The sequence below is a fragment of the Nitratireductor sp. OM-1 genome (assembly GCF_003296175.1).
Classification (GTDB): domain Bacteria; phylum Pseudomonadota; class Alphaproteobacteria; order Rhizobiales; family Rhizobiaceae; genus Nitratireductor; species Nitratireductor aquimarinus.
Genome location: NZ_CP029208.1, coordinates 1,563,534 through 1,578,100 on the forward strand (window position 1 = coordinate 1,563,534; position 14,567 = coordinate 1,578,100).

General features: G+C 60.1%; 11 protein-coding genes. 3 read left to right on the forward strand and 8 right to left on the reverse strand.

What is annotated here, in order from left to right; all coding sequences use genetic code 11:
- The first annotated feature begins 75 nt into the window (after positions 1-75).
- A complete protein-coding gene (locus tag DEJ54_RS07450; RefSeq protein WP_113154013.1) occupies positions 76-1,167 on the forward strand; it encodes a 2'-deoxycytidine 5'-triphosphate deaminase in 1,092 nt (363 codons plus the stop codon).
- 9 nt (positions 1,168-1,176) lie between these two features.
- On the opposite strand, the gene DEJ54_RS07455 is transcribed toward DEJ54_RS07450, so the two are convergent.
- From DEJ54_RS07455 to DEJ54_RS07480, 6 genes are all read right to left on the reverse strand, one after another.
- Entirely contained in the window at positions 1,177-1,974 is a 798-nt protein-coding gene (locus DEJ54_RS07455) for an ion transporter (protein WP_113154014.1), read from the reverse strand.
- Positions 1,975-2,222: 248 nt separating this feature from the next.
- On the reverse strand, positions 2,223-4,103 hold the full coding sequence (locus DEJ54_RS07460; RefSeq protein ID WP_113154015.1) for a PhoX family phosphatase: 1,881 nt from the start codon (positions 4,101-4,103) through the stop codon (positions 2,223-2,225).
- A gap of 166 nt (positions 4,104-4,269) precedes the next feature.
- The gene (locus DEJ54_RS07465) at positions 4,270-5,721 is read right to left on the reverse strand and encodes a RimK family protein (RefSeq protein ID WP_113154016.1); all 1,452 of its coding nucleotides are present in this window, start codon (positions 5,719-5,721) and stop codon (positions 4,270-4,272) included.
- On the reverse strand, positions 5,718-6,194 hold the full coding sequence (locus DEJ54_RS07470; RefSeq protein ID WP_113156148.1) for an N-acetyltransferase: 477 nt from the start codon (positions 6,192-6,194) through the stop codon (positions 5,718-5,720). The genes DEJ54_RS07465 and DEJ54_RS07470 overlap by 4 nt, the downstream gene beginning before the upstream one ends.
- Positions 6,195-6,513: 319 nt before the next feature.
- The gene (locus tag DEJ54_RS07475) at positions 6,514-7,269 is read right to left on the reverse strand and encodes a glycosyltransferase family 25 protein (protein WP_113154017.1); all 756 of its coding nucleotides are present in this window, start codon (positions 7,267-7,269) and stop codon (positions 6,514-6,516) included.
- 19 nt (positions 7,270-7,288) lie between these two features.
- Complete coding sequence (locus DEJ54_RS07480) at positions 7,289-8,083, reverse strand: glycosyltransferase family 25 protein (protein ID WP_113154018.1); 795 nt, start codon at positions 8,081-8,083, stop codon at positions 7,289-7,291.
- 906 nt (positions 8,084-8,989) lie between these two features.
- Between DEJ54_RS07480 and DEJ54_RS07490 the strand changes: the two genes are divergently transcribed.
- Together DEJ54_RS07490 and DEJ54_RS07495 are read left to right on the forward strand one after the other, a co-directional pair.
- Positions 8,990-10,144 carry an efflux RND transporter periplasmic adaptor subunit gene (locus DEJ54_RS07490; RefSeq protein ID WP_113154020.1) on the forward strand — a complete coding sequence of 385 codons (1,155 nt, stop codon included), beginning with the start codon at positions 8,990-8,992 and terminating at the stop codon, positions 10,142-10,144.
- Positions 10,145-10,147: 3 nt separating this feature from the next.
- A complete protein-coding gene (locus tag DEJ54_RS07495; protein WP_113154021.1) occupies positions 10,148-13,282 on the forward strand; it encodes an efflux RND transporter permease subunit in 3,135 nt (1,044 codons plus the stop codon).
- A 158-nt stretch (positions 13,283-13,440) separates the two neighbouring features.
- Here the strand turns inward: DEJ54_RS07495 and DEJ54_RS07500 are convergent, their stop codons facing one another.
- On the reverse strand, positions 13,441-14,022 hold the full coding sequence (locus DEJ54_RS07500) for a TetR/AcrR family transcriptional regulator (protein WP_113154022.1): 582 nt from the start codon (positions 14,020-14,022) through the stop codon (positions 13,441-13,443).
- Complete coding sequence (locus DEJ54_RS07505; protein ID WP_245447729.1) at positions 14,022-14,420, reverse strand: HPP family protein; 399 nt, start codon at positions 14,418-14,420, stop codon at positions 14,022-14,024. The genes DEJ54_RS07500 and DEJ54_RS07505 overlap by 1 nt, the downstream gene beginning before the upstream one ends.
- Positions 14,421-14,567: the final 147 nt, after the last annotated feature.

Here is a 14,567-nt window from a genome sequence, read left to right on the forward strand (position 1 = left end):
CCCTCAAGCGCCTTGCGTCAACGACGAGCGGCGCTAAACCTCGTTCAATTAAACCCTGTGCAAGGAGAAGGGGCGTTGGCAAAAGCGGGAATTCTGCCGGACAAGGACATCGCGGCACTGTTCGACAACGGGGCGCTGGCCTCGGCCCGCCCACTGGACCCTGACCAGATTCAGCCGGCCAGTCTCGACCTCAGGCTTGGCGCTGTGGCGTATCGCGTGCGCGCCAGCTTCCTGCCCGGTCCCAACCATCGCGTTTCGGAAAAGCTCGACCGGCTCAAGCTGCACGAGATCCAGCTGGGCGAGGGTGCGGTTCTGGAAACCGGCTGTGTTTACATCGTGCCGCTTCTGGAAGGGCTCGATCTGCCGGATGGCATCTCGGCCTCCGCCAATCCGAAAAGCTCGACCGGCCGGCTCGACATCTTCACGCGCGTGATGACCGACAATGGCCAGGAGTTCGACAAGATCCCCGCTGGCTATTCCGGCCCGCTCTACATGGAAGTGAGCCCGCGCACCTTCCCCATCGTCGTGCGCACCGGCTCGCGCCTGTCGCAGATCCGTTTCCGCACCGGCAAGGCGCTGCTCGATGAAAGCGCGCTTTCGGACCTGCATGCGCGTGAAACGCTTGTGGCGGCGGAAGAGCCGAACATCACCAAGGGCGGCATTGCGCTTTCGGTGGATCTGAGTGGCGACGCCAACGGGCTGATCGGCTACCGCGCGAAGCATCACACGGCACTGATCGACGTGGACAAGCGCGACCAGCACGAGGTTGCCGATTTCTGGGAGCCGCTCACCGGCGATGGCGCTGGCGGCCTGATCCTTGATCCGGACGAGTTCTATATTCTTGTGTCGCAGGAGGCGGTGCATGTGCCGCCTTTCCATGCCGCCGAGATGACGCCTTTCGATCCGCTGGTGGGCGAATTCCGCGTGCACTATGCCGGCTTCTTCGATCCCGGTTTCGGCCATTCATCGGCAGGCGGCACTGGCAGCCGCGCGGTTCTGGAAGTGCGCAGCCACGAAGTCCCGTTCATTCTCGAACATGGACAGATCGTCGGCCGGCTTGTCTATGAGCGGATGCTGTCGCGGCCGAGCGCGCTCTATGGCGCGGACCTGAAGTCCAATTATCAGGGCCAGTCGCTCAAGCTCTCCAAGCATTTCCGGATGCGCTGATCGTTCCGATCAGCGCTCCGCCTTCTGCTTTTCGGCATTCATCGCCTGCACCTCTTTGCGCAGGGCGCGGATTTCATCGAGGATGACTTCCTGCTCGGCCTGTAGCGCCGTGCGCTCTGCCGATGCTTCCTCATCATGCTCGGCCTGCATGGCCGAGACGATGATACCGATGAAGAGGTTGAGCACCGTGAAGGTGGTGGAGACGATGAAGGGGATGAAGAACATCCAGGCAAGCGGATAGACTTCCATCACCGGCCGCACGATGCCCATCGACCAGCTTTCCAGCGTCATGATCTGGAACAGCGAATAGGCCGAATGACCGATCGTGCCGAACCAGTCTGGGAAGGATGCGCCGAAAAGCTTCGTCGCCATCACGGCGAACACGTAATAAACGAGGCCCAGAAGCAGCATGATGGAGCCCATGCCGGGCAGCGCCGCGACAAGGCCGCCAACGACCCTGCGCAGCGACGGCACCATGCTGACCAGCCGCAACACACGCAGAATGCGCAGGGCGCGCAGCACCGAGAGGCCGGCCGTTGCCGGCACCAGCGCGATGCCCACGATCAAGAGATCGAAGATGCGCCAGGGATCGCGGAAGAAATTCTTCTGGTAGACCGCGAAGCGCGCCATGAGTTCCAGCACGAAGACGCCGAGGATTGCCCGGTCGATCGTCAGCAGCAGCGGGCCAACGGCGGCCATGGCGCGCTCTGAGGTTTCGAGCCCGAGCGTGACGGCGTTGATGACGATGAGGACGGTGATGACCGCCTCGAAACGGCGGGATTCAATCAGGCTCTTGAGCGCTTGCACGGTGTGGTGATCCGGTTGGTGAATTGCATTATGCGGGGCGGCTGACAGGTGGGGTGGAAATGTGTCTGCGTCAAGCCGTCATAAACGGCTCGTTTTGAAACGAAAAGGGCTGGCTGTTGCGCCCGGTGCGGCTCGACCGTGCGATGAGTGGGGTTAAGCGGGATGGTGCGCCATCTGCGAATTCGCCCCCCATGCAAAAGGGGACGCCCCGCAGGACGTCCCCTCTGTGATCTGCAGGCAGTGGGCAATCAGCCGATGGCCTGGCCATCTTCGCGCCAGACCGCGATGACCGCCGAGCGCGGCTTGCCGTTTCCGTCCGGCCAGTTGCCGCCCGGATGCTGGATGCCGACAAAGGCGACCTTGCCGTCCGGCGACCAGCTGAGGCCGGTCACTTCCGCGCCATTCGGCGCGGTCAGGAAGCGGGCGATCTCGCCGGTTTCGGGATTGCCGACCAGCATCTGGTTGTTGCCCTGGCCAGCGAACTCGCCTTCATTGCTGTCGTCGCCGTCGGTCTGGATCCACAGCATGCCATCGGAGGAGAAGGCCATGCCGTCGGGCGAGTTGAACATGTTGCCTTCGTTGACGTTTTCCGAGCCGGCATAGACGTTGTCGTAGACGGTCGGGTTGCCGGCCATGACGTAGAGATCCCAGGTGAAGCCGTCTGCGCCATGGTCTTCGCCAGCCGGGCGCCAGCGCACGATCTGACCGTAATTGTTTGTCTCACGCGGGTTGGGGCCGCCGACGGGCTGTTCATCACCGCCGGCATTGGCCTTCACGCCACGGTTCTTGTTGTTGGTGAGGGCGCAATACACCTCCACGCGCAGCGGGTTTGCGGCAACCCATTCGGGGCGGTCCATGGTGGTCGCGCCGACCTTGGAGCCAGCCATGCGCGAGAACACCAGAATGTCCGCCAGTTCCATGCCCGTGCTTTCCGGGGTCAGCGGCAGCCACTCGCCGGTCATGTCGTCATTGAACTTTGCGACATAAAGCGTGCCGTTCGACAGCAGGCCGTCGGTCGGCTGGCCTTCGGCCCAGCTCTTGTCGGAGACATATTTGTAGATGAACTCGCCGCGCTCGTCGTCGCCCATATAGACCACGATGCGTCCGTCGGCGGCCTGCACCATCTCGGCGTTCTCGTGCTTGAAGCGGCCGAGCGCCGTATGCTTGACCGGGGTGGAGGACGGGTCTAACGGGTTGATTTCCGTGACCCAGCCATGGCGGTTCGGCTCGTTGGGCTCTTTTGCGAGGTCGAAGCGCTCTTCGAACTTTTCGTAGGCGTAACGGCCTTCGCCGCCGATGCCGTAGCGCTTTTCGCCTTCGGTGGCTTCACGCTCGGCGGTCGTACCGAAATAACCGTTGAAGTTTTCTTCGCAGGTCAGATAGGTGCCCCAGAGCGTCTTGCCGGAGCCGCAATTGTTCATCGTGCCCTTGGGCGAAACGCCTTCAGGATCTGCGTTGGTCTTGACCAGATCGGAGCCGGCGGCGGGGCCGTCCATGGTCATCTGCGTTTCATGGGTGATGCGACGGTTGTAGGGGCTGTCGAGCACGACTTCATAGCCGTCGCCGCTGTCGGCGATCTCGAGCACGGTGACACCCTGCATGTTCTTGAGAAGACGCACTTCATCGGCGTTCTGCGGCATGCCTTCGGAGGCGGCCGGCAGGTTGATCTTCGGATTCACATATTCCGAATTGATCGCAAGGATCGTCTTGTCGCCGTCGACGAAAGTTTCCATGCCGTCGGTGTTCTCACCGAACACCTTGTCGGACATGTCGACGGACACGCCCGTTTCCGGCGAATAGGCGCCCTCGGCTTCCTTGAAAAGTGGGTCGCCCCAGCGCACCAGCGTCTTCCAGGCGTAGCCTTTCGGGACGTGAATGTCGTGGTCGGTGGCGATGCCAATCGGCTCGAACGCGAAGGCCGAGACTTGCGCCTTTGCGGAGGTGGTGGAGGAGAGAACTCCGCTGCCCATCACGGCTGCGGCAGAGCCGAAGGCAAGCACGCCGCCCAGAAAGCCACGGCGCGAAATGGCGCGCTCGACAACCGCATCGAAGCCATTGGCATCGGGGCGGGGATCGCGCATTTCATCGAATTCATCCCAGGAGAGACTGACGATATCCTGCTTTTTCATGACGGCATTCCTCTGGCTTTGTGCTGGACCGAGCCGACCTGTCTCGGCAAATGCCCAGACTCCTAGCGGAGGCGTGCGACGGTGATTTGACAGCCGGTGGAAAGTCGCGGGCCTGAGGGCCTCAACCCCGGCCAGTCGGGCAGGTGACTGGCCGCAGAGATGTTTTTCAGCGCTCCAGACGGTCGATGAACCACTGTGTCAGACGGGTCCAGACTTCGTCTTTCTCTCCGGCATCCTCGCAGCCGTGATCCAGATTGGGATTGTCGTTGACCTCGATGACGTGAATGCCCTCCGGTGTCGCCTTGATGTCGACGCCGTAGAGGCCGCTTCCGATACAGCGGGCGGCGCGCACTGCGGTATCGAGAACGTTAGCCGGCGTTTCGGTCAGTCGGAACGAGCGGAAGCCCCCTTCGTCGGGACGCCCCTGCCGCTCGTGATTGACGATCTGCCAGTGCTTCTTCGCCATGAGATACTGCACGGAGAAGAGGGGCTCGCCATCGAGGACACCGATGCGCCAGTCAAACGCGGTCGGCAGGAATTTCTGCGCGATGAGAAGATCGGAATCTTCCAGCCATTTCATCGCCAGTGTTTTCAATTCGGCCATGTTCGAGGCCTTCTTCACGCCGCGCGAAAACGAGCTGTCCGGCGTTTTGAGCACCAGCGGAAAACCCAGCAGGTCAGCCGCGCGTTCAAGATCGGCGGGGCCGGCAATCATCACGGTCGGCGGAACCGCCACGCGGTGCGTTGCCATCAGCTCGTTCAGGTAGACCTTGTTGGTGCAGCGGATCATCGAGAGAGGATCGTCGATGACCGGCATCCCTTCCTGCTGCGCGCGGCGTGCAAACCGATATGTGTGGTTGGAGATGGACGTTGTCTCGCGGATAAAAAGTGCATCGAAATTTGCCAGCCGCGGCAGATCCTTCCGGGTGATCGGCTCCACCTCCACCCCCATCCGGGCAGCAATGCGCGACCAGTGCTTCAACGAGGCCACGCTCGATGGCGGCAGTTCCTCGCGCGGGTCGATCAGCGTTGCGAAACTGTAGCGTGCCGGAACGCGGGTGCGGCTGTCGCGCCACTGCCGGCTGGTATAGCTGTGCAGGGAGGCGGTGAAGCGTTCTTTCTCCGCCGCGCTCATGCGCGATAGCGGGCGAAAGCCGATGCGCGTGATCGTCGCCCATTCTCCGTTCTTGATGGCGACTTCGAGCGCGGGAGCGCGAAACCAGTCGAACAGGAGTTTTGCAAACCGCTCCCAGCCCCTGTCGGGACCAATGCCAAAGAACACGCTGACGCTTGCAGGGAAGGCGCCGCCTGTCTCCGCCCGGCAGCGATTGAGCGCCTGCTCCAGTTCGGGAAGTGCGTTTTCATAGAGTTTGCGCGCCGACAGGTCGATCATGGTTTCGACCGAGGGAATGACGCGATGGCCGCGAGAGCTCGCCAGAAGCGATGCATAATATCCGCGGCTCTGATAGGCGTAGCTGGACGACAGGTTGATGATTTTCGGCCGCTGGCCCCGAAACAGGGCTGGATGCGCCAGGTAATCGCGATTGGTGATGATCTTGTAGGGGGTGGCGGTCTCGTCGAGGTCGCCTTTCTTGCCTGTCAGGATGACCCAACTCATCTGGGGCCGCTCTCCGTGTTGAAAGCGCGCAACGCCTTTTCGTAGCGAAGCGCGCTCATGCCGTCTTGATAGTAATTCTCGTATCGGCCGAATGGGTGATAGCCGGCGCGCTGATAGAGCCGGATCGCCCCTTCATTGTCTTCCCGCACTTCCAGCCGCACCGCGCGCAGGCCCCTGTCCAGCACCCGGCGTTCGAGTTCCAGAAGCAGAGCCGCCGCCACGCCCCTGCCGCTTTCGGCAGGATCAACCGCGATGGAATAAAGCCGCGCAATGGTGCTGGTGCGCCGGGTCAACGCCAGCGCATAGCCAATGATGCGCCCGTCTTCCTCGGTCGCACAGATGATGGCGCTCTTCGCCTCCATCAGGCGTCTCAAGGAGCGGCGCGACAGCCTGTCGCCGGGGAACGCTGCATTCTCAATCGCAAGCAGCGCTTCGAGGTCGCGTGCATGTGGCGTTCGAATATCAAAAGGCATGCCACCGTCGCCCTGACGCGAAAAATGTGCCTGTGCGGTCAAGACCGTCCGCAGGGTCCGGCAAGGCGTATTTGATGCGAAGACATTCCCCGGAATGGAAATGCAAAGTGAGAACCTCGAAATGACCGCGCTGGCGGCCTGAGCCCGGATCAGTGAACAGGCCGCATCTTATGCCTTCTCACTTCTCCGCGCCATCGTTTCTCATCGATGCGAGACCGATTGTGCGAACCTGGGTGGTGCGGTTGTTGTTGGTCAGGTTGAAAAGCGAGATGCCGCTCCGGCGAGGCGGGGGACGTTGCATCAATGCCTGGGAGTGGCCTCAGCCGAAGCTGCTATTGTACGCCTTCGAGCGCGCCAGCTTGTAAGCCTGGATCACGTTGCCCCACAGCGAGCGTGCAATGTTTCTTCGGCGTTTGGTGGACTTGCGATCCATTTCGAGCAGAGAGCCACCGAGGTTGTGGCTGACCTCTTCCACCAGATTGGGAGAGACTGACCATATGGACAGGCCCAGTTCCCAGGGCCAGGAGAGGTCTTCATCGACGGCACGGAAGAAGCGCTTTCTGGATGAGAGCTTTTGTGCCGCCTTTCGGTCGATCAGATATGCGACGGCTCCAGAGGCTGCGTATTTATATCTGACGATGCCGGTCGAACCGATGGCCCTGCGCTCAAGCACCCGTTTGGGTTTGAAGTCGAAGAACTTCAGGATGTCCCAGTTTTGGGGCTGCGTCAGGCCGTCCTGGATGGCCCTCGAAAACTTCTCCTCATCGATGACACGAAAATCATCTTCGAAGACCAGTGCGTATGCGTGGTCTGAAGACAGGAATTCGCGCCAGATTTTCCGATGGCCACAGTAGACCGCGATTTCACCGTTGGTCAGGCTGCGCTTGCTCAACAGGCGGTTCAGAAACCCATTGTACGCCGAAAGGATTGATGGGTCGTTCTTTTTGAAGCCCTGGATAAAAGATGCGCGTAGCCCCAGTGCAGACAGTTGCTGGATCGCGTGATTGCGGCGCTCACCTCCCTTTTGCTCAATCGTGAGCACGTAAGAAGGGATATTTATCTCGGATAATGCCACGCCGCTGCCCCGAAGAAGACTACTTTTTGAATGCGATCGGTTTTACCGAATTACCCTTCATGTATTGAAGTATTTTTTTTGTCAAATTCAGAAATTGGTAAAATGGCCTCGTTAATTCCCTTTTAAGCTTAGATTTACCCTTGGGCTTTGGGTTTTTTCGAAGCGGGATTCTTTCATCCTCAAGGGTGCTTGCAAGGATTGTTCCAGGATTGTGTCCATTCAGGACGTAGTCTTGAATGCAAATCGCCGGGGAAATCTGGTATATGCGGCGTTCCCGAGAATTCTCAAATAGAAGCACGTCCGACTGGCCAGAGAGTTTTTCAGGAAGGCGGGCCAGCTCCTGGGCGAAATTGCGGGAAATAATGTAGGCACCCGAGCCCAACTGATCCGAATACAGTCGAACGATCCTGCGCCCTTTAAAAACGCTGCCGCTTCTGGTGCTGATGACCCGAGTTCCTACCGTCTCCAGTTTGACCGCATCGAATTCATCAGGAAGCCAGGATGTGTCCTTCAGATATGTGGCTGCGTCATCGGAGAAAAAGAGATCGTCTTCAAAGATGATGCTGGCGCTGTCGGGGCTTGCAGCCGCTCTCCTCCAGCATTCCTTATGGCTCAGCGCCACGCCAATTTCCTGCGGCGTCCAGGGCATTCCATCCGATTTCGGCCCAGATAGGCGATCGATCTCTTCCGCTTTAAGCTTGTTGCCATCGACAGCCTCAACGCGCTCGAAGCCGACGCCCATATCGGAAAGTATGGAAGAAATTCTCTCGAGCCTTTCGGGGGAGCGATCAAGATTAATCACATAAATGGACATTTCTGGTTACCTCGGAAGTGTCGTGATGAGCTTGTCAGAAATTTTCTCAATAAGTCGATTGTCTGGTGAAACCGATTTTTCTTCGTATTGCTTCAGGAAGATAGCGCTCTGTACGCTGTTTCCCGTTCGATTGATACTTTCAAAGTGATCTCTGAGCTTCCACTGTCCGCCGACCAGTGGTTTTCCAATCTGCATCCAGTGGTTCTGATCTGGCGAGGTCGAACACTCTTGAGCCGGGTGGAGTGCCATATCGGCGACCGCAGGGGCGCTCTGTTGGGCGATGTGGGGAATGATGCCCCCGCGATGTTCTTGTGCGGACGATCAATAATTCTCGGCAGCAGAAGGACCGAGTCGCCGACAGCGACATTATCCGAGGGGCCGAGGGGCTGGCGCGTCAGCGGGCCTCTGACTGCTGAGACCTTGAGGTGGTGGTAGCCGGGTTTCACTGTGCCAAATGAGCCGCTTCCCCAAACAAGTGTTCGATGGAAGGGGCTTCGAAGAATTCTTTCTTTTGTGAATTTTACTGCCAGATCCAATATGCTTCCGGTCCTGACCCTAGCCTTCTGCGTCAAGGGGCGCGGGTCCGCGATCCGTGGAGGGGCTGTCACTTTCTTCTCTTGTGTCTGCCGGCCCGGACGTGGGCTTCATGTAACGGCCCGGGCCGGATGGATACCGTGCGGTGCATCCCCGTGCATGAGATGAACCGCATGTATGCATGCATGATGAGTTGGCTTTCACGCTTGCCGATGAGCGCGCGGTGATCGTCGCCAGCGATCAAAAAAGCAAAATTGTGCATCCTCTGGACTCTGAGGTTGCGCCGTATATTGTTTAATTAGCCGTTTATATTAGCGAAACCGTGTTGCGCCTTGGGGGTGGCACCGGTTCAGGCCGGAGGGAGGGGGTTAGATGTCCAGAAACCGCAGCAGTCGCGTGTCCGGTCTGAGGTTTGACAGAGGGCGCAACGCAACGGGGGCATTGCTCCTTTCCGCGCTGTTCCTGATGGGCGGTTCTGCAAACTCGGTCGCTCAGGACATGCCGCCGCCGGCGGTGGTCGTGGAACCCGTTGCATTGGTGGATGTCGGGGAGACCGCTGTCTTCAACGGTCGCCTTGAAGCGGAGAAGCGTGTGGCCATCAGGCCGCGTGTCGCAGGAACCCTGGAGAGCATCGATTTTCAGCCGGGTGATCGGGTGAACAAGGGCGATATCCTTTTCCAGATTGATGATGACCTTTATGCCGCCGCCGTTAAAGAAGCGGAAGGCGCCGTGCGGTCTGCAGAGGCGCTGCAAAAGTCTGCCGAGCTTGAAAGGGAGCGGCAGGCGGAACTGGTCAAGCGGCAGGCCACGTCGCAGGCCATGCTGGACAACGCCATTGCAAATCTCGGCAATGCCGATGGCGCGCTCATTCGCGCGCGTGCGGCTCTGGAGCGGGCGGAGCTCAATCTCTCTTACACCAGTGTGGAAGCGCCTTTTGCGGGGCGTCTTAGCGCTGCGACAGTTGATGAAGGTGCGCTCATCGGTCCTGAGGGCGGCCCCCTTGTCGCGCTCACGCAGCTCGATCCGATCCACGTGATCTTTCCTGTGCCAACTGCGGTCTATCGTGACTATTCCGAGCGCGTTCAGGCAGGGGAGGCCAGCACCAAAGCGTCTGTAAACCTGGTGCTCGCAAACGGGTCGGAGTATTCGCTGCCGGGAGATCTCGACTTCATTGAAAGCACGGTCAGTCCCGGCACGGACTCGATCAATCTCCGCGCGCGCTTCGACAATGCCGATGGCGTTTTGCTGGATCAGGAACTGGTTCGTGTCGTGCTCGCGTCAAGCGAGCCGGAACCCCAGCTCACTGTGGATCAGCGCTCCGTGCTTCACGATCTCAGCGGCACCTATGTGATGGTCGTGAATGGCGAGAATGTCGTCGAGCAGCGCAGGGTCGAGATCGATCGAACCGTTGGCGGGCGTTCCGTTATCAGAACGGGGGTCACCGAGGGTGAGAATGTGATCACGGACGGTCTGAACAAGGTTCGGCCAGGAATTGTGGTGGATGCAGCTTTAGCTTCGGGGAGCTGATCCATGATTGCCAATGTATTCATCTCCCGGCCGCGCCTCGCTGCGGTCATTTCGATCGTTCTTTTCCTGAGCGGTCTGCTCGCTCTGGCGCGCATGCCTGTCGAGCAGTTTCCCGATATCGTTCCGCCGCAGGTTTCCGTGATCGCCAGCTATCCGGGGGCGGGCGCGGAAGTGACCGAGCAAACGGTTGCGCAGATCATCGAGGACAAGGTCACCGGTGTCGACGACATGATCTACATGCAGTCGACGTCTGGCGCAGACGGGACGTACATCCTGTCCGTGAGCTTCGAGGTCGGCACGGATCCGGACATCGCCACCGTCAATGTGCAGAACCGCGTGGCACTGGCCGAGCCGCTTCTGCCGGCGGAAGTCAATCAGATCGGCGTGCGCGTTGCCGCCAAGTCAACGTCCCTGCTGATGGGCATAACGCTTTATGCAAGCGACGATCAGGTCACCGGCGAAACGCTGACCAACTATGCCCGCATCAATCTGATCGATCGTCTGAAGCGCGTTCCGGGCATCGGCGATGCTTCTCTATTCGCGCTTAACCAGTTCTCCATGCGGGTCAATCTCGATGTCGACAGGCTGGCCGCGCTGGGGCTTGTGCCGGCGGATATCATAGCTGCCCTTCGCACCCAGAATGTTCAGGCTGCTGCCGGCAGGGTCGGCGGGCAGCCGATGACGGACGATCCCAGTCTGCAGCTGAATGTCACCACGACCGGCAGATTGAGCGATGCGGAGGAGTTCTCGAGGATCATCATTCGATCCAATCCGGACGGTTCGGTCGTGCGGGTCGGTGATGTCGCCGATGTCCAGCTTGGCGCGCAGAATTCCGATGTTTCGGCCAGCTACAATGGTGTGGCTGCGACGATGATCGGCATTTATCTCGCCCCCGGCGGCAATGCGCTCAACGCCGCAAACAACATCAAGGTGATCCTGGAAGAGGCCGCAGCCGATTTCCCCGATGGCATCAAATACGACATCATTGGCGATAGCTCGGAGTTCGTTCAGGACAGCATCACGGCTGTTGAGCACACGTTGATCGAGGCCTTCATACTCGTCATCATCGTGGTGTTTGTCTTTCTTGGCAGCTTCAGGGCCACCATCATTCCACTGGTGGCGGTTCCCGTCGCTCTTGTCGGCACGTTCTCTGTCATGCTGGCAATGGGTTTCTCCCTGAACACGGTTTCGCTTCTTGCGCTTGTTCTCGCGATTGGCATCGTGGTCGACGACGCCATCGTGGTTGTGGAAGCCGTCGAAGCCAAGATGGAGGAGAACCCGGAAATGTCGCCGGCGGATGCGGCGCGGGCTGCCATGGGGCAGATCACGGGCGCAATCGTCGCGATCACCCTGGTGCTTTTGTCCGTCTTCGTTCCGGTCGCATTCATCCCCGGTATTTCGGGGCAGCTGTTCCAGCAGTTCGCGGTTGCGGTTTCCGTTTCGATGGTGATTTCGGCCGTGAACGCGCTCACGCTGTCTCCCGCGCTGTGCGCCATCATCCTGAAGCCGCATCACGGGCCAAAGCGCGGCGTCATGGGCTGGCTGTCCAGGCAGATCGACACGACCCGGAATGGCTATGCCCGGGTCGCCGGTGCAATCGCCCGGCGCGCGGTTCTGGGGATCGTGCTTCTGGTGGCGGCCGCTCTTTTGACCGGCTACCTGTTCAACAAGACGCCGACCGGCTTCCTTCCTGCCGAGGATCAGGGCTCGTTCCTCGTTGAAACGCGGTTGCAGGAGGCGGCTTCCGTCAATCGCACGGCCGCTGCCCAGCGCCGCGTGGAGGACATGTTGAAGGGCCTGCCGGGTGTCGAGAGCGTAACGAGTGTTGTCGGTTTCTCGATCCTGGATGGCGCGGCCAAATCCAATGCGGCCTTTGCGCTGGTCTCGATGGAGCCTTTCGAGGACAGGACGACGGCAGAAACGACCGTGTTCAGCGCGATCGACGCGGCCAATCTCTATGGGCTTTCCGAACGTGAAGCGCAGGTGCTCGCGTTCAATCTTCCGCCCATCATGGGGCTCGGGTCGGGCTCGGGATTTGAGCTTCAGATCACGGATACGCAGGGGCGCTCGCCCGCTGATCTGGCGGCTGTTGCGCGGGCCGTATCCGTTGCGGCGAACCAGCATCCGGCCCTGTCGCAGGTCTACACGACCTTCTCTGCCGAGAGCCCGCAGCTCTTCCTGGATATCGACAGGGAGCGGGCCTATTCGCTGGGCATCCGCGTGAGCGATGTGTTCGCCGCGCTGCAGGCCACGCTGAGCAGCGCCTATGTGAACGACTTCAATCTGTTTGGCCGCTCCTGGCAGGTGCAGGTCTCCGCCATCGAGGAAAACCGAAACTCGGTCGATGACATTGCGCGTATTCAGGTGCGCTCATCCACGGGCGAGATGGTGCCAATCGGAGCCTTTTCCAAAGTGAGCTATACGGTCGGGCCGCTGGTCCTGAGCCGGTATAACAATCTGCGGGCGGCCAAGATCAGCGGAAACCCCGCACCGGGTTACTCCACTGGTGACGCTCTTGCGGCGATGGAAGAGGTGGCCGCCAGCTCACTGCCCGCCGGTTACGGGTATGAATGGACGGGAACCGCGTTGCAGGAGAAACAGGCATCCGGACAGACGGCTGTCATCCTCGCCATGGCTGTCCTTTTCGCCTACCTGTTCCTGGTCGCGCTTTATGAGAGCTGGACCATTCCGGTGCCTGTTCTGCTGTCCGTCGTGTTTGGCGTGCTTGGCGCGGTAATCTCTCTGCTTCTGGCGGGGCTGCCGTTCAACGTGTATGCGCAGATCGGCTTGATCGTGCTCCTCGCGCTGGCTGCCAAGAACGCCATCCTGATCGTCGAGTTCGCGAAGGATCGCAGGGAGCAGGGTGCAAGCATCCTTGATGCCGCGATTGAAGGGGCGGGCGCGCGGTTCCGTGCGGTGATGATGACGAGTTTCGCCTTCATCGCCGGCCTGATCCCGCTGGTAACGGCAGAAGGGGCTTCCATGCTCAGCCGGCGCGCCGTGGGCACCGGGGTGGCCGGTGGAATGCTTGCGGCGGCAGCCGTTGGCATCTTCGTCATTCCCGCACTCTATGTCGTCTTTCAGACCATTCGCGAGAAGGTCAAGCGGGTTTCGCGTTCAAAGCCTGAGGCGTCCTGACATACGCCTCCGGATTCGAGCAATTCCAGCGACGGCGAAACGCTCCAAGTGCGTGTCCTGTTGAAAGCCTTGTGCCGGTGGAAGCCGGGCCTTTGTTGGCACAGGGCGTTTGAGGCAAATCGCACGGGCACCGGAATCTGGTGCCGCCGGGGCTTCCATTACGCAGGCTTCTGCGGAATGGCTCCGTCCCGCGCGGTCATCCCCTTCAGCTGGCCGAGTGAACCGGAAAAGCTCTCCGTATCGTCAAGCGCTCTGGCCAGAATGATGGCGCCCTGAATGCCGGCGATTATGGAGTTCGCCCTGCGACCTGCCTCCTCTGCATCGAAGCCGACGCCTTCAAGCGCCCTGCGAAGAGCTTCTATCCATCTGGCAAAATAGGTTTTCACCTCGCTTGCAAAACGGTCGCGCGTTTCTTCCAGTGCAAATGCGCCCACCAGGCATATGCGCCGGCCTGAATCGAAATAGTCTTCAACCGCAGCGAACATGCTGGCCAGTGCGATCTCGGGTTCTTTTTCTTCCAGCGGAACGAAGATGTTGTTCTCGAACCAGCCATGAACATCCGCCAGCACCGCCGTTGCCATTTCTTCTTTCCCGCCGGGGAAGAAGTGATAGAGGCTCCCCTTGCCGAGCTTTGTGTGCTCCGTGATGCGGGCAACGCTCGCGCCGTCATATCCGTAGCGCCGAAACACTTCCGCCAGCACCGGAATGACATCGCTCCGCTCCGCCACCAGTCGGGCCATCAGACCTTCTCCATGGGATAGGGCGTGCCGTTCGCCCGGTGGAACAGTGTGGCTGCGCCCACCAGTATGGCGGCCCCGGCAAGGGTCGGCATGAAGAGGAAGTCCCACTCGGGATCGCTGGAAAATACCACCAGCGGGTCTGCGCCCGCCGGCGGATGCGTAACCCGCAATGCGGCCATGACAGCAATTGCAAGCCCCACTGCAATTGCGGCCGCCCACCATTCGTTCGGAAAGGCCATCCTCAGAGCCAGCCCCACCATGGTCGAGAGCAGATGTCCGCCGATAACGTTGATCGGCTGCGACAGCGGGCTCGCCGGCACCGAAAACAGAAGGACACAGCTCGCGCCGAACGGGGCCATGATGAGCGGGGCATTCGCATAGACACTGAGCGCGCCCACCGCGCCAATGGCCAGAAGCCCCCGATCCCGGCCATTATGACGGCCTTGGCGGGTTGAGCGGGTTGATGACGCGTAAAAAATGTAAGCATAGTCACTTCACTGTAATGATAGGTATTGTCTGTACTGTTCAGTACAGAGGGTCGCGTG